Below are 23,122 nucleotides of genomic sequence, written 5' to 3' on the forward strand. Positions count from 1 at the left end.
CTCTAACCCGCGCCACAAGCGCGAGAGGTATGCAGAACCGCGGCAGACACTCCGGCCGAACGAGTTGCGTTTAGCGCCGCTTTGCACCGTATCTATGGGTACGCCAAGAAGCGCCGTGACCGCAGAAAGAAGGGAAGCCTGGAGCCCCTGCCACGTATTGCATAGCTTCGCCAGGAAAGAGCATCCGATCAATCTCCTATGGACCTTGAAAGGAATGTTTCATGAACACCGAAGCCAATGCTCCCATCACGGGCGCAGAAATACTCGTCCGTTGTCTGGCCGAAGAAGGCGTTGAGCACGTCTTTGGCTACCCGGGCGGCGCAGTACTCTACATCTACGACGCCATCTTCAAGCAGGACAAATTCCAGCACATCCTGGTACGCCACGAGCAGGCCGCGGTCCACGCCGCCGACGCCTATTCGCGTTGCTCGCAGAAGGTCGGCGTTGCGCTGGTCACTTCCGGCCCCGGTGTGACGAATGCCGTTACCGGCCTGTCCACCGCCTACATGGATTCCATCCCCATGGTCGTGATCTCGGGCCAGGTGCCCAGCCACGCCATCGGCCAGGACGCCTTCCAGGAATGCGACACCGTCGGCATCACCCGCCCCGTGGTCAAGCACAACTTCCTGGTCAAGGATGTGAAAGACCTGGCGGAAACCATCAAGAAAGCTTTCTTTATTGCCCGTACCGGCCGTCCAGGCCCGGTGCTGGTCGATATCCCTAAAGACATCAGCATGCACAAGGCGCCGTACTCCTATCCCAAGGAGATCGAAATGCGCTCGTACAAGCCTGTGGACAAGGGCCATTCCGGCCAGATCCGCAAGGCCGTGCAATTGCTGCTGCAAGCCGAACGCCCGATGATCTACACCGGCGGCGGCGTGATCCTGGCCAATGCCTCGCCCGAGCTGAACAAGCTGGTCGACAAGCTGGGCTTCCCGGTCACCAACACGCTGATGGGCCTGGGCGCCTACCGCGCCTCCGACGACAAGTTCGTCGGCATGCCCGGCATGCACGGCACCTACGAAGCGAACATGGCGATGCAGCACTGCGACGTCCTGATCGCCATCGGCGCCCGTTTCGACGACCGCGTGATCGGCAACCCGAAACACTTCGCCAGCAATCCGCGCAAGATCATCCACGTGGACATCGACCCATCGTCGATCTCCAAGCGCGTGAAGGTCGACATTCCTATCGTCGGCAACGTCAAGGACGTGCTGGTCGAGTTCCTGGCCCAGCTGGACGCCGCCGAGCAGAAGCCGAATCCGGCCGTGAGCAACTGGTGGAAGCAGATCAACGAATGGCGCGGCAAGGACTGCCTGAAGTACAGCGGTTCGGACCTGGTCATCAAGCCGCAGGACGTGGTCGAGAAGCTGTGGCAAGTGACCGGCGGCGACGCCTACGTCACTTCCGACGTCGGCCAGCACCAGATGTGGGCCGCGCAGTACTACAAGTTCGACAAGCCGCGCCGCTGGATCAATTCCGGCGGCCTGGGCACCATGGGTGTCGGCCTGCCGTACGCCATGGGCGTGCAGATGGCTAATCCGGACGCGACCGTCGCCTGCATCACCGGCGAAGGCTCGATCCAGATGAACATCCAGGAACTGGCAACCTGCAAACAGTATCACTTGACGCCGAAGATCATTTTGCTGAACAACCGCTTCCTGGGCATGGTCCGCCAGTGGCAGCAGATCGACTACGGTTCGCGCTACTCCGAGTCCTATATGGATTCGCTGCCGGACTTCGAGAAGCTGGCCGAGGCCTATGGCCACGTCGGCATGAAGATCGAAAAGCCGGGCGACGTCGAGAACGCGCTCAAGGATGCTTTCCGTATGAAGGACAAGCTGGTCTTCATGAATTTCATTACCGACCAGAGCGAGAACGTGTGGCCGATGGTGAAGGCAGGCAAAGGCCTCTCCGAAATGCTCCTGGGTTCGGAGGATCTGTAATGCGACATATTATTTCTGTATTGCTGGAAAACGAAGCCGGCGCACTGTCCCGCGTGGTTGGCCTGTTCTCGGCCCGCGGCTACAACATCGAAACGCTGACCGTGGCGCCGACCGAAGACGCGACCCTGTCGCGGATGACCATCGTCACCACCGGTTCGGACGACATCATCGAGCAGATCACCAAGCACTTGAATCGTTTGATTGAAGTGGTCAAGGTGGTCGACCTGACCGAAGGCCAGCACATCGAGCGCGAGCTGATGCTGATCAAGGTGAGGGCGGTGGGCAAGGAGCGCGAGGAAATGAAGCGCACCGCCGACATTTTCCGTGGCCGCATCATCGACGTCACGGAGAAGACCTACACCATCGAGCTGACCGGCGCGAAGACCAAGCTGGACGCCTTTATCGATTCGATCGACCGCGCTTCCATACTGGAGACCGTCCGTACCGGCGGCTCCGGCATCGGCCGCGGCGAACGCATCCTCAAAGTTTAATTAAGAATTTCTTCTTAAAAATTCTTAAAATTTACCAAATATCTCACCAAGGAATGACCATGAAAGTTTTCTACGACAAAGACGCCGACCTCTCCCTGATCAAGGGCAAAAACGTGGCCATCATCGGCTACGGCTCGCAGGGCCACGCGCACGCACAAAACCTGAGCGAATCCGGCGTCAATGTGACCGTTGGCCTGCGCAAGGGCGGCGCCTCCTGGTCGAAAGTGGAAGCGGCCGGCCTGAAGGTTGCTGAAGTGAACGACGCGATCAAAGCCGCCGACGTCATCATGATTTTGCTGCCGGACGAGAACATCGCCCAGGTTTACGCTGAAAACGTCGCGCCGAACGCCAAGCAGGGCGCCGTGCTGGCCTTCGCGCACGGCTTCAACGTGCACTACGGCCAAGTCGTGCCACGCGCCGACCTGGACGTGATCATGGTTGCTCCCAAGGCCCCAGGCCACACCGTGCGCGGCACCTACCGCCAGGGTGGCGGCGTGCCGCACCTGATCGCCGTGTACCAGGACAAGTCCGGCAACGCCCGCGACATCGCCCTGTCCTACGCTTCGGCTAACGGCGGCGGCAAGGCCGGCATCATCGAAACCAACTTCCGCGAAGAAACCGAGACCGACCTGTTCGGCGAACAAGCCGTGCTGTGCGGCGGCGCTGTCGAGCTGATCAAAGCCGGTTTCGAAACCCTGACCGAAGCCGGCTACGCGCCGGAAATGGCCTACTTCGAGTGCCTGCACGAGCTGAAGCTGATCGTCGACCTGATCTATGAAGGCGGCATCGCCAACATGAACTACTCGATCTCGAACAACGCCGAATACGGCGAGTACGTGACCGGCCCGAAAGTCGTGACCTCGGCGACCAAGGAAGCGATGCGCCAGTGCCTGAAGGACATCCAGACCGGCGAATACGCGAAGAGCTTCATCCTGGAAAACAAGGCCGGCGCGCCGACCCTGATTTCCCGCCGCCGCCTGACCGCCGAGCACCCGATCGAAGAAGTCGGCGCCAAGCTGCGCGCCATGATGCCTTGGATTGCGAAAAACAAGCTGGTCGACCAGACGAAAAACTAATGCAGCGCGGGCGCAAGCCCGCCCGCATCGAACCCGCCCGCGCAAGCCGGCGGGTTTTTTTTGCTCAGGAGCGCGCGCGGCGCTGGCGGCGCGCCGTGAAGCCGAGCACGCCGAAGCCGGCCAGCAGCATCGCATAGCTGCCAGGTTCCGGGACCGCCGACAGCACGACGATTTCGCAGCCCACGCCGAATTTGCAGGCTTTGGCGGCGATGTCGCCGCTTTCGTTGATGTCGAACGCCTGCTGCACGCGCCAGCCGGTGCCCGGATCGATCAGGGTGTTCAAGTCGGTCAGGCTGCCGTTGTCGTACAGGAAAGCGCTTTTGCCACCCGGCTGGAAGCTCCAGCCCACCACCTGGCCGGCGTCGTTGATGCCTTGGGCGTAGGAATTGACGGAACCGGTCAGCGCGCCCAGGTTCTGCATGTTGCCGTTGGCGTACAGGAAGGCCTGGTTGCCGCCGGCGCGGCTGGACGTGCCGACCACCGCCCGGCCGGCGTTGATGGCCCAGGCCGAGCTGTCCTGATCGCCGGGCAGCGTGCCGATATCGCTCATCACGCCATTTTCATAAATGAAGGCGTGGCCGCCCCAACTGCCCGGTGCGCGGTCGGTCGAACCGACCACGACACCGTTGTCGTTGATGCCGGCGGCATCGCTGTTGCCGCCGTACAGGGTGCCCAGATCGCGTACCCCGCCGTTGCTGAAAACGGCGGCATGATAACCGCCGTCGGCGGTCAGGGCGATGCCCGCCACCTGGCCGGCGTTGTTGATCCGGCCGCCCTCGGCGCCGTAGCCCAGGTCGGCCAGCTTGCTCATCTGGCCGTTCTGCCAGGTATACGCGCCGGGCTGGCCGCCCCAGGTGTTGCCCGCGATTACGCCGTTGTCGTTGATGCCGCGCAGCGCGAAGAAGTTGCCGGGATAGCTGACCGTGCCGCCGGCGGCGAGGAAGGCTGCCGGTTGCTGTTCTTCTCCCGGATGGTGGACGCCGACCACGGCGCCCGCGTTGTTGATGCTGCTGGCGTAGCTGTCGCCGCCGGCCGACACGCCGATGCGTTTCACGTAGTACGGCGCGCTGTGCGCCAGCAGCGGGGCGGCTGCCAGCAGGGCGATGGGAAGGTATTTCAAGTAGGGCATGGATACTCCAAAATGGTTGGGGTGCCATATCCTAAGGCCGTCGCCACGCTTGTGCTTGCTTTGTTGACATTATTTTTTATTTATTAAGTTTGTGACATTCCGTGTATCGTGCGCACAGTTGAATAGGCTAGCTGTGCAGTTTCGCCGGGTCCATGCTATCCTGCTAGCCAGCAATTGTTTTTCCCTCCGAGCCCCAGTCCCGCTCAGTTGTCCGCCGATTTCTCGCGCCGTTCCAGGTGCGTGCCAGTGCCCAGTCCCGCATTGATTATCCCCGCGCCGCCGCATCGCGCGTGTCATATCGACCTTGACCGGAGCAGCAATGCCACTATCCAGCCCCCTGAACGAAGCCAAACGCCTAGACGCGCTGTACAAACTCAACCTGCTCGACACGCCGCCCAGCGAAGCGTTCGACCGCATCACGCGCATGGCCGCACGGCTGTTCAAACTGCCCATTGCCGCGGTGTCGCTGACCGATATGGACCGCCAGTGGTTCAAGTCGCGGGTCGGCGTCGAGCACTGCTCCATCCCGCGCCTGAAGGCGCCCTGCGCCGAGGTGGCCGACAGCGGCGGCGTGCTGGTGATACCGGACCTGCTGGAAGACGCGTGCTTCCGCGACAGCGGCCTGGCAGCCAGCGGCGTGCGCTATTACGCCGGTGCGCCGCTGACCACGGCCGACGGCCATTGCCTGGGCGCGATGTGCGTGCTGGGCCTGGAACCCCGCGTCACCACTGCCGAGGAAATGGCCGACCTGGCCGACCTGGCAGCGATGGTGATGTCGCAGATCGAACTGCAGCATGCGCTGGGCCGCATCGACCCGCTCAGCGGCCTGCCCAACCGCAACCAGTTCATCGAAGATTTCCAGGACCTGCAGCGCGACCGTCCGCGCGGCGAGCAGCGGCTGGCGGTGCTGATCAACCTGGCCAAGCCCGAGCAGCTGGGCAACGCCGCGCGCGCCATGAATTCCTCCTTTCTGGACCAGCTGGTGAGAGACGCCGCGCGCTGGATACGCGAGCAGATCGGCCCCGGCGGCCAGGTCTACCACGTGGCCGAAACCCAGTTCGCGCTGATCGCGCCGCCGGGCATGACGGTCGAGGCCTATGTGCCGACGCTGCGGGAAAAGATGCGCAACGCCGTGAGCAGCGCCAGGTCGCGTTACGTCGCCACGCCCTCGGTAGGCGTGGCGCCGTTCGCACTGGGCGAAGCGGATTGCCTGGACGTGCTGCGCACCGCGCAAAGCGCCGCGCACGACGCGCTCGGCCATCCCAGCCACATCGCCGTGTATTCGAGCGAGGCGGACACTGCCTACCGTCGCCGCTTCAGCCTGCTCAACGAATTCGGCGCCGCGCTCGAAAGCAGCGGCCAGCTGCGCCTGGTGTACCAGCCGCGGGTCGACCTGCTCACCGGCGCCTGCGTCGGCGCCGAGGCGCTGCTGCGCTGGACCCACCCCGAACTGGGCAATGTGTCGCCAGGCGAGTTCATCCCGGTGATCGAACGCTCGGCCATGGCCGAGGCGACCACCGCCTGGGTGCTGGAGACGGCCATGCGCCAGCAGCGCGCCTGGCGCGCCGCCGGGCTGGAATTGCAGGTGGCGGTCAACGTATCGGCCGCCAATCTGCTGGAGCCCGATTTCGTCGCGCGCGTGGAACGCGGCTTGTACATGTACGATCTGCCGCCGTCCTGCCTGGAACTGGAGATCACCGAGAGCGCCATCATGGAACATCCCGCACGGGCGCACTCCACGCTGGAAGCGATCGCCGCCGCCGGCATCCGGCTCGCCATCGACGACTTCGGCACCGGCTACAGCAGCCTGTCGTATTTGCAGACCATGCCGGCCAATGTGGTGAAGATAGACCAGTCCTTCATCATCGGACTGGAAGACGACGTGCGCAAGCAGGCCCTGGTGGCCACCATGATCACGCTGTCGCGGGATCTGGGCCATCGCGTGGTGGCGGAGGGCGTCGAGAACGCGGAAGTGCAGACCTTCCTGCAGATGACGGGCTGCGACGAGGCACAGGGCTACCTGTTCGCGCGGCCGCTGGAGGTGGCCAGCCTGCTGGCCTGGTGCGGCGGGGCGACGATGGTGCCGCCGGCCTCCGCGCGCCTGGCCAGCCTGGTCGCATAAGCGGAATTCGGACAAGCTGAAACTTGCCGTTCCGCCGATGCGGCATGGCAGTTTTCGAGCACCATGCCGTCTGGCCGTGCAGGCCTGGCTGTCAGCCGAACAGCTTGCCCTTGAGCAGGCCGATACCCTGCGCCAGCAAGTCTTCCTGCGGCACGGCGCCGTGCGGCGTCAGGTGGTCGATGATTTGCGGCAGCAGCTGGGCCAGGCCGGTGCTGGCGTGCTCCGGCGGCAAGCCGGCCTGCTGCGCGATCTGTGCCAGTTGCCCCTCGCCCAGCGCCTCCTTGATCTGGTCGCCGGACACCGGCTCGTTGTCGCCCGTGCCCACCCAGGACGCCACCTGGTCGGCCAGTCCGCTGTCCCTGAGTTTCTGCAGCAGGCCGGGCAGGCCGCCGGCCTGGTCGATCAGGCCGATCACGCTGTTGACCAGGTCGCCTTGCGGCACCGGATCCTGCTTCTGCGCGCCCAGCGAACCGAGCACCTGTCCTGCGAGTTGGTCGAGTAATCCCATGCTATTCCCCTGGTTGAGTGGCAAAATAATGTTATTGATATTATCACGCATCAAGAAGACCTCCTTGTTACAAACGCTCACCGAGTTGTATGTGGCGGATGGCTGATTTCGGATACAGTTGCTTCACGATTTACTAAGGAGCATCCAACCATGACCGTCAAGAAGACCATCCTCGCCGCCGCGGTGCTGATCCTGGGGGCGCAAGCCCACGCCCAGTCGGTGCCGACCGCAGGCACCCTGGTCATCGTTCCCGCCCAGGGCGAAGTGCGCGCCAATAACGACCAGGCCATTGCCACGCTGGCGATCGAAGAGCAGGACAAGGACAAGGCCGCCGCCGCCTCGCGCGTGAACCAGAAGATGAAGCAGGGCCTGGACATCGTCAAGAAGGAAGACCCGCAAGCGAGCCTGAAGACCCAGGGCTACTACACCTATCCCGTGTATCCGGACGAGCGCCCGCTGCCGAACGGCGCCCCGCCCAAGGTGCGCGTGCCGACCGCCTGGCGCGTGGGCCAGTCGCTGCAGGTGACCACGACCAGCCTGGACAAGCTGCCGAAAACGGTGGCCGCCGCGCAAAAGGTGCTGACCTTGAACAATCTGTACTTCGGCCTGTCACCGGCCGCCACCAGGAAGCTCGACGAACAGCGCATCGCTGCCACCTACCAGAACCTGAACGAGCGCATTGCCGCCATCGCCGCCGCCATGGGCCGCAAGCTGGGCGATGCGACCCTGGACACGGTGGACTTCGAAGGCTCGGGCAACTACGCGGGCGCCGAGCGCGCCCATGCCCCTGCGCCCATGATGATGATGCGCGGCAAAGCGCAGGACAGCGCCGAAGTGGCCGAGCCGAGCTTCGAGCCGGGCGAAACCACACTGGAGATGCGCGTTGTTGGTAAAGTGAAATTCAAATAAGCCATCCATTTCTCTTGCGGCGTCCTCCCTTATATAATAGGGTCGCATTCCGGCCGTCCAGGCGGCCGGGCACGAATAGACCGCAGTACTAGAAATGGAATCCAATGGCAAATTTCCCCCGTCGCAGAGCAAAGAATGGCGTAGCCCAGGCCAAGCCGAAGAACTCGCGTTTCGCCAGGTTCGCGCGCAAGGCCCGTGGCGTGGACGAGGGGGCGGGCAACCTGCCGCGCTCGCGCGGCATCTACCTGCTGCCGAACGCCTTTACGACGGGTGCGCTGTTCTGCGGTTTCTACGCCATCGTCATGGCCATGAACCAGCGCTTCGAGCACGCGGCCTGGGCCATCTTCATCGCCATGGTGCTCGACGGCCTGGACGGGCGCATCGCCCGCCTGACCAACACCCAGAGCGAATTCGGCGCGCAATACGACTCGCTGTCGGACATGGTGTCCTTCGGCGCCGCGCCGGCGCTGGTGATCTACGAATGGTCGCTGCGCGGCATGGGCAAGCTGGGCTGGATCGCCGCCTTCGTCTACTGCGCCGGCGCCGCGCTGCGCCTGGCCCGTTTCAACACCAATATCGAAGTGGTCGACAAGCGCTTCTTCCAGGGCTTGCCCAGTCCGGCCGCCGCCGCCATCGTGGCCGGCTTCGTGCTGCTGATGGTCGACCTGGAGATGCCGGGGCTGCAGCTGTCGTGGACCTCGTTCGCCATTGCCCTGTTCGCGGGCCTGACCATGGTCACCAACGTGCCGTTCTACAGCTTCAAGGACGTCAACTTCCGCAAATCGGTGCCCTTCATCGCCGTGTTCCTGATCGCGCTGTTCTTCGCGCTGGTGTCCATCGATCCGCCCAAAGTGCTGTTCCCGCTGTTCATCGCGTACGGCCTGTCCGGCTACATCGTGTCAGTCTGGCGCCTGGCCAAGGGCAAGCCGGTCAGCATCATCCAGACCGACGAAGAGCCGGTCGACGAGAGCGAACGCCGCTAGCATTGCCGGGGCGGTTCAACCCTAGCCATAAGGAGACATCGTTATGAGCACCAGCAACCGCCTCATCATTTTCGACACCACCCTGCGCGACGGCGAGCAGTCGCCCGGCGCGTCCATGACGCGCGAAGAGAAGCTGCGCATCGCCAAGCAGCTGGAGCGGCTGCGGGTCGACGTCATCGAAGCCGGCTTCGCCGCCGCCTCGCAGGGCGACTTCGAATCGATCAAGGCGATTGCCTCGCACGTGCGCGAATCGACCATCTGTTCGCTGTCGCGCGCCAACGACCGCGACATCGCGCGCGCCGCCGAGGCGCTGGCACCGGCCGAACGCAAACGCATCCACACCTTCATCGCCACCTCTCCGCTGCACATGGAGATGAAGCTGCGCATGACGCCCGAGCAGGTGCTGGAGCAGGCCAGGCTGGCCGTGCGCTTCGCCCGCAAGCACACCGACGACATCGAATTCAGCCCGGAAGACGGCAGCCGCTCCGACGAGGACTTCCTGTGCCGCGTGCTCGAAGCCGTGATTGCCGAGGGCGCCACCACCATCAACTTCCCCGACACGGTGGGCTACGCCGTGCCCGAGATGTTCGGCGCCACCATCAAGCGCCTGCGCGAGCGCATCCCCAATTCCGACAAGGCCGTCTGGTCGGTGCACTGCCATAACGACCTGGGGCTGGCTGTCGCCAACTCCCTGGCCGGCGTCATGATAGGCGGTGCGCGCCAGATCGAATGCACCATCAACGGCTTGGGCGAACGGGCCGGCAACACCGCGCTGGAGGAGGTGGTGATGGCGCTGCGCACGCGGCAGGCCTATTACAATCTGCAAGTGGGCATAGACGCCACGCAGATCGTGGCCGCGTCCAAGATGGTGTCGCAGATCACCGGCTTCGCGGTGCAGCCGAACAAGGCGGTGGTGGGCGCCAACGCCTTCGCGCACGCCTCCGGCATCCACCAGGACGGCATACTCAAAGCGCGCGAAACCTACGAGATCATGCGCGCCGAGGACGTCGGCTGGACCGCCAACAAGATCGTGCTGGGCAAGCTGTCCGGCCGCAACGCCTTCAAGCAGCGCCTGCAGGAGCTGGGCATCGAGATGGAGTCGGAAGCCGAGGTCAACGCCGCCTTCGGGCGCTTCAAGGAACTGGCCGACCGCAAGTCCGAGATCTTCGACGAGGACATCATGGCCCTGGTGTCGGACGAGGAGACGGCGCAGGAAAAGGAGTACTACCGCTTCGTGTCGCTGGCGCAGCGCTCCGAGACCGGCGAGACGCCGACCGCCAAGGTGGTGTTTTCGATGGACGGCAAGGAATACAGCTGCGCCGCGGAAGGGGACGGCCCGGTGGACGCCATGGTGAACGCCATCGAAAGCCAGGCGAAAACGGGCGCCGAGCTGGTGCTGTTTTCGATCAACGCCATCAGCACCGGCACCCAGTCGCAGGGCGAGGTGACGATGCGGCTGTCGAACGCAGGGCGCATCGTCAACGGCGTCGGTTCCGATCCGGACATCGTGGTGGCGTCGGCCAAGGCCTATCTGTCCGGGCTGAACAAGCTGCACTCCAAGATCGAGCGGGTCAATCCGCAGACGGAGTAAAGGACACCGGGGCCGTGCCCGGCCCCGATGTCCGGTGTTTTCCCTTGCCTAGCGGAAGAAGCCGCGCCGTTCCTCGCGGTCGGGGTCCGGCCCGGCCATCATCTCGCGCACCACGCCGGCCCGGTCGAAATGCACGTGCATCATCGAGTCCCACACGCCGGACTGCTTGTAGCGGTAGGACCAGACCGTCAGGTCGCGCAGCGCGAGATACGACTGCTCGACCGGATGGCCGACCGTGTGCAGCACGTCGTCGCGCGTGGCCTGCCCGACCTTCAGCGTGGCGAATTTGTCGTCCGCCAGCACTTGCTCGTAGGACTTCAGGGCGCCGTCCGGTCCGAAGCGCGCCATCCAGGTGGTCTGGCCGTAGGGCCCGGTGGCGTATTCCAGCAGCGTGTCGCTGCCGGCCTTGTACGTTGCCGAGGGCCGGCCCAGCTTGGTCTGCACCGCACCCATGGGCTCGCCGACGGCCGGCGGCGGGCCGCCCAGGCCCGCACAGCCGGCCAGCAGCAGCGGAAATATTGTCAAGCTGATCGATTTTTTCATAATTGCAACTCCTTGATGTGCCGAGGATGGTTAAAAGTAGCCACGGTTGGCGTATTCCGCTATACTCGCGGGTCTGGTCTTTCAAGGCCAGATTTTATTTCAATCGTACTCACGGTGCGCAGGGTTCAGACTCCGTACACCGCATGTGAAAGGTAATATCATGACCGTAGAAAACATCAACAAGTCCGCGATTATCGCTGACAACGCACGTGGCCAGAACGACACCGGCTCCCCGGAAGTTCAAGTTGCGCTGCTGACCGCACGCATCAACGAACTGAACGGTCACTTCAAAGCACACAGCAAGGATCACCACAGCCGTCGTGGCCTGATCATGATGGTTAACCGTCGTAAATCGCTGCTGTCCTACCTGAAGAACAAAGATGCAACCCGTTACCGCGACCTGATCGCTAAACTGGGCCTGCGTAAGTAATTTTTGTACGTCCCGGCTTGAGCAAATGCCTGCGTCAGTTCTCTGCCGCGGGCATTTTGTCATTCTGAGCCAATGAAACTTGCAGTAAAGCAGTAAAGGCGGCGGCCCCGGCCGTCGTCTGTGGTGAGGTGAACGACAGCTCCTGAAAATCTGTCGGCAAATAGAAAGGGATTACCCATGTTTAACAAAGTTACGAAAACCTTCCAGTACGGCCAACACTCCGTGACCCTGGAAACCGGCGAGATCGCTCGCCAGGCATCCGGTGCCGTGCTCGTGTCGATCGAAGACACCGTCGTGCTGGCAACCGTTGTGGCGCGCAAGGAAGCCAAGCCTGGCCAGGACTTCTTCCCGCTGACCGTTGACTATCTCGAAAAAACCTACGCAGCCGGTAAAATCCCTGGCGGTTTCTTCAAACGCGAAGGCCGTCCTTCCGAAAAAGAAACCCTGACCTCGCGTCTGATCGACCGTCCTATCCGCCCGCTGTTCCCGGAAGGCTACATGAACGAAGTGCAAGTGGTCATCCACGTGCTGTCGGTCAACCCTGAAATCGATCCTGACATCGCCGCCATGATAGGCGCATCGGCCGCGCTGTGCGTCGCCGGCGTGCCGTTCAACGGCCCGATCGGCGCCGCCCGCGTCGGTTACGCCAACGGCCAGTACATCCTGAACCCGACCGTGGCTCAGCTGAAAACCTCGCAAATGGACCTCGTCGTCGCCGGTACCGAAACGGCCGTGCTGATGGTGGAATCGGAAGCCCAGCAGCTGTCCGAGGAAATCATGCTGGGCGCGGTGGTCTTCGGCCACACCCAGATGAAGGTCGTCATCGACGCGATCCATGACCTGGTGCGCGACGGCGGCAAGCCGGAAGTACAGTGGGCGCCAGCGCCGAAGAACGAAGCGCTGATCGCCCGCGTGAGCCACTTCGCCGAAACGAAGATCCGCGCGGCCTACCAGACCAAGGACAAGCAAGCCCGCACCGACAAGCTGCGCGCGATGTCGGCTGAAGTGGTCGCCGACGTGACGGCCGAAGCGGCCGCCGCAGGCGCCGCCGCGCCGGATGGCGTTGAAATCGGCAACATCCTGTTCGACATCGAAGCCAAGGTCGTGCGTTCGCAGATTCTGGAAGGCGAGCCACGCATCGACGGCCGCGACACCCGCACCGTGCGTCCTATCTCGATCCGCACCTCGGTGCTGCCGCGCACCCACGGTTCGGCCCTGTTCACCCGCGGTGAAACCCAGGCGCTGGTCGTGGCCACGCTGGGCACCGCCCGCGACAGCCAGAAGATCGACGCGCTGATGGGCGAGTTCACCGACTCGTTCATGCTGCACTACAACATGCCTCCGTTCGCCACCGGCGAAACCGGCCGCGTCGGTACGCCGAAGCGCCGCGAAATCGGCCACGGCCGCCTGGCCAAGCGCGCGCTGATCGCCGCGCTGCCGGCAGCCGACGAGTTCAGCTACTCGGTGCGCCTGGTATCGGAAATCACCGAATCGAACGGTTCCTCGTCGATGGCTTCCGTCTGCGGCGGCTGCCTGGCACTGATGGACGCCGGCGTGCCGATGAAAGCGCACGTGGCCGGTATCGCCATGGGCCTGATCAAGGAAGGCGGCCGTTTCGCCGTGCTGTCGGACATCCTGGGTGACGAAGACCACCTGGGCGACATGGACTTCAAAGTAGCCGGTACCGCCAATGGCATCACCGCGCTGCAGATGGACATCAAGATCCAGGGCATCACCAAGGAAATCATGCAAGTGGCGCTGGCGCAAGCCAAGGAAGGCCGCGAGCACATCCTGGGCGAAATGCAAAAAGCCATGCCGCACGTGAAGACCGAACTGTCGGACTTCGCACCGCGCCTGATCACCATCAAGATCAACCCGGAAAAGATCCGTGACGTGATCGGCAAGGGCGGCGCAGTCATCCGCGCGCTGACCGAAGAGACCGGCACCCAGATCGACATCAGCGACGAAGGCGTGGTCACCATCGCTTCCGTCGACGCTGCCGCAGGCCAGGAAGCCAAGCGCCGCATCGAAGAACTGACCGCGTCGGTCGAAGTGGGCAAGACCTACGACGGCACCGTGCTGAAACTGCTGGACTTCGGCGCCATCGTGCAAGTGATGCCGGGCAAAGACGGCCTGCTGCACATTTCGCAGATCGCCAACGAGCGTGTGAACGCCGTCGCCGACTACCTGAAAGAAGGCCAGCAAGTGCGCGTCAAGGTTCTGGAAACCGACGACCGCGGCCGTTTGAAGCTGTCGATGAAAGCCGCCGAAGACGGCGCAGCGCCAGCCGCCGCGCAGTAATCCGGGCTCAGCCTCGTAAAAACCGCCAGTGCGCAAGCCTGGCGGTTTTTTTTACGTCCGGCGCGGAACTTATGCGGCGTTTGACTGTCTCATCTGCAGGAGGTGGACAACATGGGCACGCTATACGACCAGGACATCGCTGCATGGGCGCAAGAGCAAGCGCAGCTGTTGCGCGACAGGCAATGGGACCAGCTTGACGTGGAGCATATCGCCGAGGAGATCGCCGAGTTGAATTTGCGTGAGCGCCATGAGCTGGCGCACCGCTACACGATCTTGCTGAGCCATCTGTTGAAGTGGCGATATCAAACGGAAAGGCGCAGTTCAAGTTGGCGCAACACGATCCGCGACCAGCGCAAGCGAATTGCCCGTCTGCTGGAGCGTACGCCCAGCTTGAAGCACGTGATGGACGATGCAGAATGGCAGTCCGATGTGTGGGGCGATGCGCGCGATAAAGCTGTGCACGAAGCAGGGCTGGACTACGATGTCGTGCCGAAGACTTGGCCGTGGACAGTTGAACAAGTCCAATCGCAGGAATTTATGCCTGAGTAGGCGGGCTTGCGGGGCGCGCCCAGCATGGGCCGCTGGCGTCTGCGCTAGCGGTAATCCTCCGCCGTCAGCCCGTACTTCTGCATCTTGTGATACATGGTCTGCTTCGGCAGCGCCAGCGCAGTGCACGCGTCGGCGACGTTGCCGCCGGCCGTGCGCAGCGCCTGTTCGATCAGCATGCGCTCGAAGGCGCCGACCTGCTCCGCCAGCGGCGCAGGCGGCGCGGCGTTGTCGCAGGCGGACAGGCCGAGCACGAAGCGGTCGGCCGCGTTGCGCAGTTCGCGCACGTTGCCGGGCCAGTCCTGCGCCATCATCTGCTGCATCTGCGCGGCCGGGACGACGGGGCAGGGGCGCTTGTAGCGCTCCGCCGCATCCAGCATGAAGTGCTCGAACAGCAGCGGGATGTCCTCGCGCCGCTCGCGCAGCGGCGGTATGTGCAGCACGATCAGGTTCAGGCGGTAGTACAGGTCGCTGCGGAACTTGCCCTGGTCCGAATAGTCCTTCAAATCCTCCTTGGCCGCGGCGATCACGCGCACGTCCAGCGGCACAGGCGTGTTCGACCCCAGGCGCTGGATGTAGCGTTCCTGCAGCACGCGCAGCAGCTTGACCTGCATGGCCAGCGGCAGGCTCTCGATCTCGTCCAGGAACAGCGTGCCTTGCTCCGCGTGTTCGATCTTGCCGATCTGGCGCTTGGACGCGCCCGTGAACGCGCCCGGCTCATGCCCGAACAACTCGCTCTCGAAGATGGTTTCGGGTATCGCCCCGCAATTGACCGGCACGTAGTGGTGCTTGGCGCGTTCGCTGAACAGGTGCAGGCAGCGCGCCACCAGTTCCTTGCCGCTGCCCGTTTCGCCGTAGATCAGCACGTCGGCGGGCTGGCTCGCCACGCTGAGTATCACCTGGCGCAGCGCCTGCATGGCTGGGGCGTTGCCGAGCAGGTAGGCGTCTATGCCCTCGCTGTGCGCCAGGCGCTCGCGCAGTTTGAGCACTTCCAGCTGCAGACGGCGCTTGTCGGCCGCGCGCCGCACCACGTCGGCCAATTGCTCGGACGAGTAGGGCTTCTCGATGAAGTCGTAGGCGCCGTCGCGCATGGCTTGCACCGCCATCGAAATGTCGCCGTGGCCGGTGACCAGGATGACCGGCAGATCGGGATCGATGGCGTGCGCGGCGGCCAGCAGCTCGAGCCCGCTCATGCCGGGCAGCTTCACGTCGGTCACCAGCACGGCGGGGCAGTGCGGCCGCAGCAGCGCGTGCGCCGGCTCGGCGCTGTCGAAGCCCTGCACGGTGAAGTCGGCCAGCTCCAGCGCCTGCACGCTGCCTTCGCGCACGGTGCGGTCGTCTTCGACCAGCAATACCTGTATGTCGTTCAGTATCTTGTTCATTGCGTCTCCCGTGCCGCTTTGAGTTCGATGACGAAGCAAGCGCCGGCACTGGCCTGTTCCGCTTGCAAGCTGCCGCCGAAGTCGCGGATGATTTGTTCCGAGATGGCCAGGCCGAGGCCCAGCCCCTCGCCTTGCGGCTTGGATGTGTAGAAGGGCTCGAACAGGCGCGCGCGGGCTTCGTCGCTCAGGCCGGGGCCGGTGTCGGCCACGCGTATCCGCACCTGCTCCGGCGAACTGCTCACGTCCAGGCGCAGTTCGCGCACCGGGCAGCGGGCCATCGAGTCGAGCGCGTTGGTCATCAGGTTCAACAGTACCTGTTCGAGCCGGTTGCTGTCGCCCAGCGCGTAGATGTCCTGGTCGATGCGCAGCTCGAAGCTCACTTTGTCCAGTTGCAGCCGGCGCTCCACCAGCACCAGCGCGTTGGAAATGGCGGTGTGGATGGAGACGTCGGCCAGTTCCGCGTTCGACTTGCGCGCGAAGCTTTTCAGCTTGCCGGTGATGGTGCCCATGCGGGCCACCACCTGGGAAATGGTGTTCAGGTTGTTCTTCACGTCGTCCAGGCGGCCGCGCTCGAACAGCAGCACCGCGTTGTCCGACATGGTGCGCAACGCCGTCAGCGGCTGGTTCAGCTCGTGCGTGATGCTGGCCGACATCTGCCCCAGCACCGCCATCTTGCCGGCCTGGAACAGCTCGTTCTGCGTGATGTGCAGCCGCTGCTCCGCCTGGCGCCGCACGTCCACTTCCTTGCTCAGGTCCTGCGTCATGCGCGCCAGGCTGGCGGTGCGCTCGCCGACCATGCGCTCCAGGTCGTCGTAGGCGTGCTGCATGTCCTCCTTGGACTGCACGCGCTGGCGCCAGTACAGGAACAGCAGGACGATGAAACCGTAGGCCAGCAGCGTGAACAGGAAGGCGACGCGGGCGTTGCCGCGCGCCTGGCTCAGGTCGGACAGGTAGATGAAGTTCCAGTTGCGCGGCGCCAGCGAGCGCGTCTGCGCCAGCATGCGCGGCGGCGCGGCGGCCCGCCCGCCGTCCTGGTCGCGGATGGCGAGCAGGCGGGTGCCGTTGGCCTGGGGCTGGTCGTAGGCGATGCTCAGGGGGGCGAGCGGCTGCGCGTAGTACTGGCGCGTCTGCTCCAGCTTGGCGCGCACATCGCTGGCCAGCGGGTGCAAGGTCTTGTATTTCCAGGCGTGCGCCGAGGTCAGGAAGACCACGCCGTTGGCGTCCACCAGCGCCACCTTGTCGGCGCCCTGGGCCCAGTTCTTTTCCTGCTCTTCTATGCTGACCTTGACCGCGGCCACCCCCAGCATGCGGCCATCCTTGTAGATGCCGTGCGCGTAGAAGTAGCCCGGCTCCAGGTTGGTGGTGCCGACCCCGTAGAAGCCGCCCGGGCGGCCGCGCAGCGCGTCTTGGATATAGGGACGGAAGGCGACGTCGTCGCCGACGAAGCTGTCCTTTTGGCGCCAGTTGCTGGCCGCTTGCGTGCGGCCTTGCAGATTGACGATGTAGATGGTGCTGGAGCCTGCCTGCCGGTTCAGGCCTTCCAGGTATTCGTTGACGCTGCCGCGCAAATCCTCGTCGCCGGGATGCTCCAGCAGGCCGGTCACTTCCTTGTCCAGCTCCAGCATGCGCGGCACGAAGTCATACTTGTCCAGCAGGTTTTCCAGGCTGGTGGCATACACCTCCAGCCTTTGCGCGCCTGCCGTGCGCAGCTTCTCGGTGGCCAGCAGATTGACCCACCAGTAGGCGAGATAGGGCAGCGCCAGCCCGGCCAGCAGCACCAGGCCCCACACGGTGCGGGTACGGTGGGGCCGGCGGGCGGTCGCCGGGAGGGCTGCGGAAGTGTCGGGCTGGGCTGGCATCACGGCACTATAGCAAAACCGGACGCCTTTACAGCAGGTGGCGCAATCCGATGTTGAAGGCGGCGTTGCCTTTGCCGTCGTCGGTGGCGTTGCCCACGGTGAAGGTGGAGCCGTTGTTATTGCTGATGCGGCCGTAGGCGGTGTACAGGTCGGTGCGCTTGGACAGCGAATACAGATAGGCCGCGCCGAACTGGCGCGCGTCCTTGTCGGCCGGGCTGCGGTCCAGGTGCTGCACCACGGAAGCGGCGAAGCGGTGCGGGCCGAAGGTGGCGCACAGGCCCAGCAGCAAGTCGCGGCTGGCCGCGCCTGGGATGCCGACCAGGCCGCCCATGGCGCCGCCGCCCATCACCGCCAGGCCGCCGCCGCCCACCGTGCCCATGCCGCGGTTGGCGGCGTAGGCTGCGTGCAGCTGGTAGGCGCCCAGCGTGTAGCGCGCGGCCAGCAGGCTGTTGCGCGCGTGCAGGCTGGACAGGGCGTCTTCGCGGCGGTAGTGCGTCACGGCCAGGGCCAGCGGGCCGTTGGCGTAGTTGACGGCGCCGCTCAGCGCGCGCTTGCGCGTGCCGTTGCCCGCCACTTCGCCGGCGCTGTAAGCCAGGTCGGTCGACCAGCCTGCCAGCTTGGGCGAGGCGTAGACCACCGAGTTGTCCATGCGGCGGTTGGCCGACATCAGGTTGGAAGCCTGGCCGGCCAGGCCGTCGCCGAAGGGATCGGCGATGTTGAGCAAGGCCTTGTAGTAAGGGGAGTACTGGCGGCCGGCGCTGAGCGTACCCAGCGGGCTGCTCAGCGACACGAAGGTCTGGCGGCCGAACGTCAGGCCGCCTTGGCCGGAGGCGCCGGTGTCGATGCTGACGCCGCCTTCCACCACGAAACCGGCGCTCAGGCCGTTGCCGAGGTCTTCCGTGCCTTTGAATCCGATGCGCGAGCCCGAGGCGACGCCGCTGCTGACATTGGTCGTCGTGCCGGCGGCGCCGCCGTGTTCGACGACCAGGCCGGCGTCCACCACGCCGTAGACTTTGATCTGGCTTTGCTCTTGCGCTTGCGCCTGCGCGGTGCAGCAGGCCAGGGCCAGGGCCGCGGCCAGCGCCGGCATTGGGCTAACGATGTGTTCCATGTGTGCTCCGTTTTTATGTTGTAGGGTCATGCCGCGTGGATGTAAGGGCGCTCTTCCGGTTTCACTTCTTCGTCGCCCAAAGCGCCTTCCCACTTCGCCACGACAGCGGTGGCGATGGCGTTGCCGACCGCGTTGGTGGCCGAACGGCCCATGTCGAGGAACTGGTCCACGCCCATCAGCAGCAGCAAGCCGGCTTCGGGGATGTGGAACTGGGTCAGCGTCGCGGCGATGACGACCAGGGACGCGCGCGGCACGCCGGCCATGCCTTTCGAGGTCAGCATCAGCAGCAGCAGCATGGTGATCTGGGTGCCGATGGACAGGTCGATGCTGTAGGCCTGGGCGATGAACAGCACGGCGAAGGTGCAGTACATCATCGAGCCGTCCAGGTTGAAGGAATAGCCCATCGGCAGCACGAAGCTGGAGATGCGGCGCTGCACGCCGAATTTGTCCAGCGCCACCAGCAGCTTGGGGTAGGCCGCTTCCGAGCTGGCGGTGGAGAAGGCCAGCAGGAAGGGTTCGCGGATCAGGCCGACCAGGCGGAATACGCGCGGACCGAGCACCAGGAAGCCGGCGCCAATCAGCAGCGTCCACAGGCAGAACAGGCCCAGGTAGAAGCCGCCCATGAATTTGGCGAAGGTGGCGAGCACGCCGAGGCCGTTGGTGGTGACCACGCTGGCCATGGCGGCGAACACGGCCAGTGGCGCCATATTCATGATGGCGCCGGTAATGCGCAGCATCACCTGGGCCAGCTCGTCGATCACGGCCAGCAGGCGCTTGCCGGTATCGCCCAGCGCGCCGAGCGCGGAGCCGAAGAAGATGGAGAACACCAGCACCTGCAGGATCTCGTTGTTGGCCATCGCCTCGATCGGCGACTTGGGCACCACGTGGGAGATGAAATCCTTCAGCGTGAAGGCGGCGGTTTTCAAGCCGGTGGTGGCGTCCGCGGCGGGCAGCGGCAGGCCGAGATTGGTGCCCAGCTGCATCAGGTTCGACAGGATCATGCCCAGCGCCAGCGAGAACAGCGAGGCCATGACGAACCAGGCGAAGGCCTTGGCGCCGATGCGGCCGGCGGCTTTGCCGTCGCTCAGGTTGGCGATGCCAACGGTAAGGGTGGAGAACACCAGCAGCGCAATGATCATCTTGATCAGGCGCAGGAAGATGTCGGTGACCAGCGAGATGTGGGCCGAGATATCGGCGGTCAGCTTGCGATCAGGGAACATGGTGTGGCAGGCGTAGCCTACGGCGATGCCGAGCAGCATCGCCACCAGGATGTAAAGGGTAAGAGGGCGCTTCTTTTGCATGGCTATCTCCGTTGTTGTCAAATCCTCGCGCGGTTGGCGGGGTCCTGACTCAATAGCAAGCGCTGTGCCTGCCGATAAAACGGGATGGAATTTTTATATGTGTTTGATTTTTATAAGATAATTTTTGGCATCCCGGTGGAGGGCGCGCGCATGCGTCCCGATCTTTGGACTGCCGCGCGGGGCTGCGTATGGATACTTGGACTGGTACACTCCAGGCTTCCCAACCAACCCAGGCAGTCATGACACAGACAAGCGAATTCAGCGTCGCCTATGAGGGCAGCGAGCTGAGGGGCGACCATTTCGAAGGCGCAGTTTCCAACAATGCCTTGTACCTGCATGGCGCAGGCACGAGCACGCGCCACGGCCATCATTTGCTGCGCTCGGCCCTGCAGCGGCACGGCGTCGGGACGAGCTGCTTCGATTGCATCGGGCACGGGGAGACCGGCGGGGAACTGGCACACTCGTCGGTGGCCAGCCGCACGCGCCAGGCGCAAGCCGTGCTGGCTGCGCGCCGCCTGCACGAACCCTTGACAGTGTTTGGCGTCAGCATGGGCGCTTACAACGCCATCCGGCTCACGCAGCAACACCGTGTCGATGCGCTGGTGCTGATGGTGCCCGGCATCTACACCCCGGCAGCCTACGAGGTGCCGTTCGGCCCGGATTTCTCCAGCATCATCCGCCGCGAGCGCAGCTGGGCCGACAGCGACGCCTGGGACATCCTGTCCCGCTTCGAAGGTTCGCTGCTGGTGCTGGCCGCCGAACACGACAGCGTGATCCCGCTCGAGATCCCGCAGCGCCTGGTGGCATCCGCCGTCCGTGCCCGGTCCAGCGTGCTGCACGTGGTCGAAGGCGCCGAGCACAACCGCATGTGGTCCCTGCTGGCCGAGCAGGCCGTGCGCTTCGAGGAAACGCTGGCGCTGGTTTTGCGCAGCATAGGCGGCCAGCCGTATGCTTAAGGAGCTTGCATGAGAAAGTATGTGCTACTGGTCCTTGTACTGGTACCGCCGGGGTTGGCACTTTCGGCGCCTGGGGACGCGGCGGCGGGCAAGAGGGCGTTTGCACGCTGCGCGTCGTGCCACCAGGTGGGGCCGGCGGCGCGTGGCGCGTTCGGGCCGCAGTTGAACGGCATCGTGGGCAGGAGGGCGGGGGCGACGGCGGACTACAGCTATTCGCCCGCGATGAAACAGTCCGGCATCGTGTGGACCGAGCAGACGCTGGCGGCTTTCCTCAAGTCGCCCAAGGAAGTCGTCCCCGGCAACCAGATGCGTTTCTGGGGTATCGGGGATGAACAGCAGATCGCCAACCTGGTGGCGTATCTGCGTACGGCGCAATAGTTAAATAGTTATTTGCCTTCGTAGGTGACGCGGTAGACGCGGCCGCCGTGGTCGTCGGAGATCAGCATCGAGCCGTCGGCCAGCACGGCGATGTCGACCGGGCGGCCGACCACGTCGTCGCCGTCGCGCAGGAAGCCGTCGATGAAGGTGGTGGTGCTGACCACCTTGCTGTTGTACAGCGTCACCAGGCTGACTTTGTAGCCGATCTTGTTTTCCCTGTTCCACGAACCGTGTTCGGCGACGAACAGGTTGTTGCGGTACTGCTGCGGGAACTGGGTGCCGGTGTAGAAGGCCAGGCCCAGCGGCGCCACGTGCGGGCCCAGCTTGGCCACCGGCGCGACGAACTGTTCGCATGCCTGCAGCTTGCCGAATTCCGGATCCGGCAGCACGCCGCCGTGGCAGTAGGGGAAGCCGAAGTGCAGGCCGGCTTTCGGCGCCACGTTCAGTTCGCACGACGGCGTGTTGTCGCCCATCATGTCCGGGCCGTTATCGGTGAACCACATTTCCTTGCTGAGCGGATGCCAGGCGAAGCCCACCGTGTTGCGTATGCCGCGCGCATATTCTTCGAAGTTGCTGCCGTCGGCGTTCATGCGCCAGATCTTGGAGTAGGGCTGTTCTTCCTTGTTGCAGGTGTTGCAGGGCGCGCCGATCGGGACGTAGATCTTGCCGTCCGGGCCGGTCCTGATGAATTTCTCGCCGTGCCAGCCATCCTTCGGCAGGTCGTCCTTCACCACCTTGTAGGCCGGCTTTTTCGCATAGCTGGCGTCGATGTTGTCGAAGCGGATGATGCGCGACACTTCGGCCACGTACAGGGAACCGTTCAGCAGGGTGACGCCGATCGGGTTCTGCAGGCCTTCGGCGATGGTGACCACCTTGTCGGCCACGCCGTCCTTGTTCTCGTCCACCAGCGCGTAGACCTTGCCCGCCTTGCGCGAGCCGACGTAGACCACGCCGCTGTCGGACACCGCCATGGCGCGCGCGGTTTCCACCTTGTCCGCGTACACGGCGATGCGGAAGCCTTTCGGCAGTTTGAAGCCGCTCATGCCGGGCAGGGTTTTCTCGGATGCCGCGGCCTTCTCCGCTGGCGTGTGCGCAGCGCTTGCCGTGGTGCTTGCCGCGGCGCTTGCGGCCGGTGCCGCCTTGGCCGGAGCCGCCGCGCCAGCCGCCACATAGTCCGCCAGCAGGGCGATTTGCGTCGAACTCAGCGTCGGCGACCAGGGCGGCATGCCCTTGTCCGCCACGCCCTTGCCGATGATCTTGATCAGGTTGGCCTTGGTCGGCGCACCGTGCAGCCAGGTCTGGTCGACCAGGCTGGGGCCGACGGCGCCTTCCATGCGGACGCCGTGGCAGGAAGCGCAATTCGCCTGGTACAGCTTGTCGCCGGGATGGACGGCAGCGTGGGAGGTGAGCGGGGCAAGCGCGGACAGGCAAACCAGCGCCGCAAGGCGCAAAGACTTGTTCATGGCAAATGGAAAAAGTTGTGGTTGGGAACGCGCATCTTACCGCCATCCGAGGCAAACCGCAGGGAACTTTTTTCGCCGCCGGCTGTCACAGCTGTAG

20 protein-coding genes are annotated in these 23,122 nt (G+C 64.2%); 12 read left to right on the forward strand and 8 right to left on the reverse strand.

What is annotated here, in order from left to right; all coding sequences use genetic code 11:
- Positions 1–221: 221 nt before the first annotated feature.
- Genes ACSQ8Y_RS03095 through ilvC form a run of 3 tightly spaced genes read left to right on the forward strand, consistent with a single transcriptional unit; the run spans position 222 to position 3,513 of the window.
- Positions 222–1,946, forward strand: coding sequence for an acetolactate synthase 3 catalytic subunit (locus ACSQ8Y_RS03095; protein ID WP_436264996.1), 1,725 nt, complete (start codon positions 222–224; stop codon positions 1,944–1,946).
- Complete coding sequence (ilvN, locus tag ACSQ8Y_RS03100; RefSeq protein ID WP_026334297.1) at positions 1,946–2,437, forward strand: acetolactate synthase small subunit; 492 nt, start codon at positions 1,946–1,948, stop codon at positions 2,435–2,437. Before ACSQ8Y_RS03095 ends, ilvN begins: the two co-directional genes overlap by 1 nt.
- A 59-nt stretch (positions 2,438–2,496) precedes the next feature.
- Positions 2,497–3,513, forward strand: coding sequence for a ketol-acid reductoisomerase (gene ilvC / locus ACSQ8Y_RS03105; protein ID WP_436264997.1), 1,017 nt, complete (start codon positions 2,497–2,499; stop codon positions 3,511–3,513).
- 64 nt (positions 3,514–3,577) lie between these two features.
- On the opposite strand, the gene ACSQ8Y_RS03110 is transcribed toward ilvC, so the two are convergent.
- A complete protein-coding gene (locus tag ACSQ8Y_RS03110) occupies positions 3,578–4,642 on the reverse strand; it encodes a PEP-CTERM sorting domain-containing protein (protein WP_436264998.1) in 1,065 nt (354 codons plus the stop codon).
- Between the two features lie 319 nt (positions 4,643–4,961).
- On the opposite strand from ACSQ8Y_RS03110, the gene ACSQ8Y_RS03115 reads away from it, so the two are divergent.
- Positions 4,962–6,764, forward strand: coding sequence for a sensor domain-containing phosphodiesterase (locus ACSQ8Y_RS03115; RefSeq protein WP_436264999.1), 1,803 nt, complete (start codon positions 4,962–4,964; stop codon positions 6,762–6,764).
- A gap of 91 nt (positions 6,765–6,855) precedes the next feature.
- On the opposite strand, the gene ACSQ8Y_RS03120 is transcribed toward ACSQ8Y_RS03115, so the two are convergent.
- On the reverse strand, positions 6,856–7,272 hold the full coding sequence (locus ACSQ8Y_RS03120; RefSeq protein ID WP_436265000.1) for a YidB family protein: 417 nt from the start codon (positions 7,270–7,272) through the stop codon (positions 6,856–6,858).
- A gap of 150 nt (positions 7,273–7,422) precedes the next feature.
- Here ACSQ8Y_RS03120 and ACSQ8Y_RS03125 point away from each other — a divergent pair, with 150 nt between their 5' ends.
- From ACSQ8Y_RS03125 to ACSQ8Y_RS03135, 3 genes are all read left to right on the forward strand, one after another.
- Positions 7,423–8,181 (forward strand): SIMPL domain-containing protein, encoded by a 759-nt coding sequence (locus ACSQ8Y_RS03125; RefSeq protein WP_436265001.1) that lies wholly within the window; start codon positions 7,423–7,425, stop codon positions 8,179–8,181.
- A gap of 104 nt (positions 8,182–8,285) precedes the next feature.
- Positions 8,286–9,164 (forward strand): CDP-diacylglycerol--serine O-phosphatidyltransferase, encoded by an 879-nt coding sequence (gene pssA / locus ACSQ8Y_RS03130; protein WP_436265002.1) that lies wholly within the window; start codon positions 8,286–8,288, stop codon positions 9,162–9,164.
- Positions 9,165–9,207: 43 nt separating this feature from the next.
- A complete protein-coding gene (locus tag ACSQ8Y_RS03135) occupies positions 9,208–10,755 on the forward strand; it encodes a 2-isopropylmalate synthase (RefSeq protein WP_436265003.1) in 1,548 nt (515 codons plus the stop codon).
- Positions 10,756–10,803: 48 nt separating this feature from the next.
- Here ACSQ8Y_RS03135 and ACSQ8Y_RS03140 read toward each other — a convergent pair whose 3' ends face one another.
- Complete coding sequence (locus ACSQ8Y_RS03140) at positions 10,804–11,298, reverse strand: hypothetical protein (RefSeq protein ID WP_436265004.1); 495 nt, start codon at positions 11,296–11,298, stop codon at positions 10,804–10,806.
- Between the two features lie 160 nt (positions 11,299–11,458).
- On the opposite strand from ACSQ8Y_RS03140, the gene rpsO reads away from it, so the two are divergent.
- The 3 genes from rpsO (at position 11,459) to ACSQ8Y_RS03155 (ending at position 14,578) form a co-directional block, all read left to right on the forward strand.
- The gene (gene rpsO / locus ACSQ8Y_RS03145; RefSeq protein WP_436265005.1) at positions 11,459–11,728 is read left to right on the forward strand and encodes a 30S ribosomal protein S15; all 270 of its coding nucleotides are present in this window, start codon (positions 11,459–11,461) and stop codon (positions 11,726–11,728) included.
- Positions 11,729–11,905: 177 nt separating this feature from the next.
- Positions 11,906–14,029 (forward strand): polyribonucleotide nucleotidyltransferase, encoded by a 2,124-nt coding sequence (pnp, locus tag ACSQ8Y_RS03150; RefSeq protein WP_436265006.1) that lies wholly within the window; start codon positions 11,906–11,908, stop codon positions 14,027–14,029.
- A gap of 111 nt (positions 14,030–14,140) precedes the next feature.
- A complete protein-coding gene (locus ACSQ8Y_RS03155) occupies positions 14,141–14,578 on the forward strand; it encodes a DUF29 domain-containing protein (protein ID WP_436265007.1) in 438 nt (145 codons plus the stop codon).
- Between the two features lie 44 nt (positions 14,579–14,622).
- Here ACSQ8Y_RS03155 and ACSQ8Y_RS03160 read toward each other — a convergent pair whose 3' ends face one another.
- From ACSQ8Y_RS03160 to ACSQ8Y_RS03175, 4 genes are read right to left on the reverse strand one after another with little or no spacing between them, the layout of a single operon-like run.
- Complete coding sequence (locus ACSQ8Y_RS03160) at positions 14,623–15,957, reverse strand: sigma-54-dependent transcriptional regulator (protein WP_436265008.1); 1,335 nt, start codon at positions 15,955–15,957, stop codon at positions 14,623–14,625.
- Entirely contained in the window at positions 15,954–17,816 is a 1,863-nt protein-coding gene (locus ACSQ8Y_RS03165) for a sensor histidine kinase (protein ID WP_436265009.1), read from the reverse strand. Before ACSQ8Y_RS03165 ends, ACSQ8Y_RS03160 begins: the two co-directional genes overlap by 4 nt.
- A gap of 28 nt (positions 17,817–17,844) precedes the next feature.
- The gene (locus ACSQ8Y_RS03170; protein ID WP_436265010.1) at positions 17,845–18,927 is read right to left on the reverse strand and encodes a porin; all 1,083 of its coding nucleotides are present in this window, start codon (positions 18,925–18,927) and stop codon (positions 17,845–17,847) included.
- A gap of 26 nt (positions 18,928–18,953) precedes the next feature.
- Complete coding sequence (locus tag ACSQ8Y_RS03175) at positions 18,954–20,228, reverse strand: dicarboxylate/amino acid:cation symporter (RefSeq protein WP_436265011.1); 1,275 nt, start codon at positions 20,226–20,228, stop codon at positions 18,954–18,956.
- Between the two features lie 239 nt (positions 20,229–20,467).
- On the opposite strand from ACSQ8Y_RS03175, the gene ACSQ8Y_RS03180 reads away from it, so the two are divergent.
- Both ACSQ8Y_RS03180 and ACSQ8Y_RS03185 read left to right on the forward strand, forming a co-directional pair.
- Positions 20,468–21,184, forward strand: coding sequence for an alpha/beta hydrolase (locus tag ACSQ8Y_RS03180; RefSeq protein WP_436265012.1), 717 nt, complete (start codon positions 20,468–20,470; stop codon positions 21,182–21,184).
- A 9-nt stretch (positions 21,185–21,193) separates the two neighbouring features.
- A complete protein-coding gene (locus ACSQ8Y_RS03185; protein ID WP_436265013.1) occupies positions 21,194–21,562 on the forward strand; it encodes a c-type cytochrome in 369 nt (122 codons plus the stop codon).
- An 8-nt stretch (positions 21,563–21,570) separates the two neighbouring features.
- On the opposite strand, the gene ACSQ8Y_RS03190 is transcribed toward ACSQ8Y_RS03185, so the two are convergent.
- Positions 21,571–23,025, reverse strand: coding sequence for a c-type cytochrome (locus tag ACSQ8Y_RS03190; protein WP_436265014.1), 1,455 nt, complete (start codon positions 23,023–23,025; stop codon positions 21,571–21,573).
- Positions 23,026–23,122 lie beyond the last annotated feature (97 nt).

It is taken from the genome of Pseudoduganella sp. LjRoot289 (genome assembly GCF_964252925.1).
Lineage (GTDB): Bacteria > Pseudomonadota > Gammaproteobacteria > Burkholderiales > Burkholderiaceae_D > Rugamonas.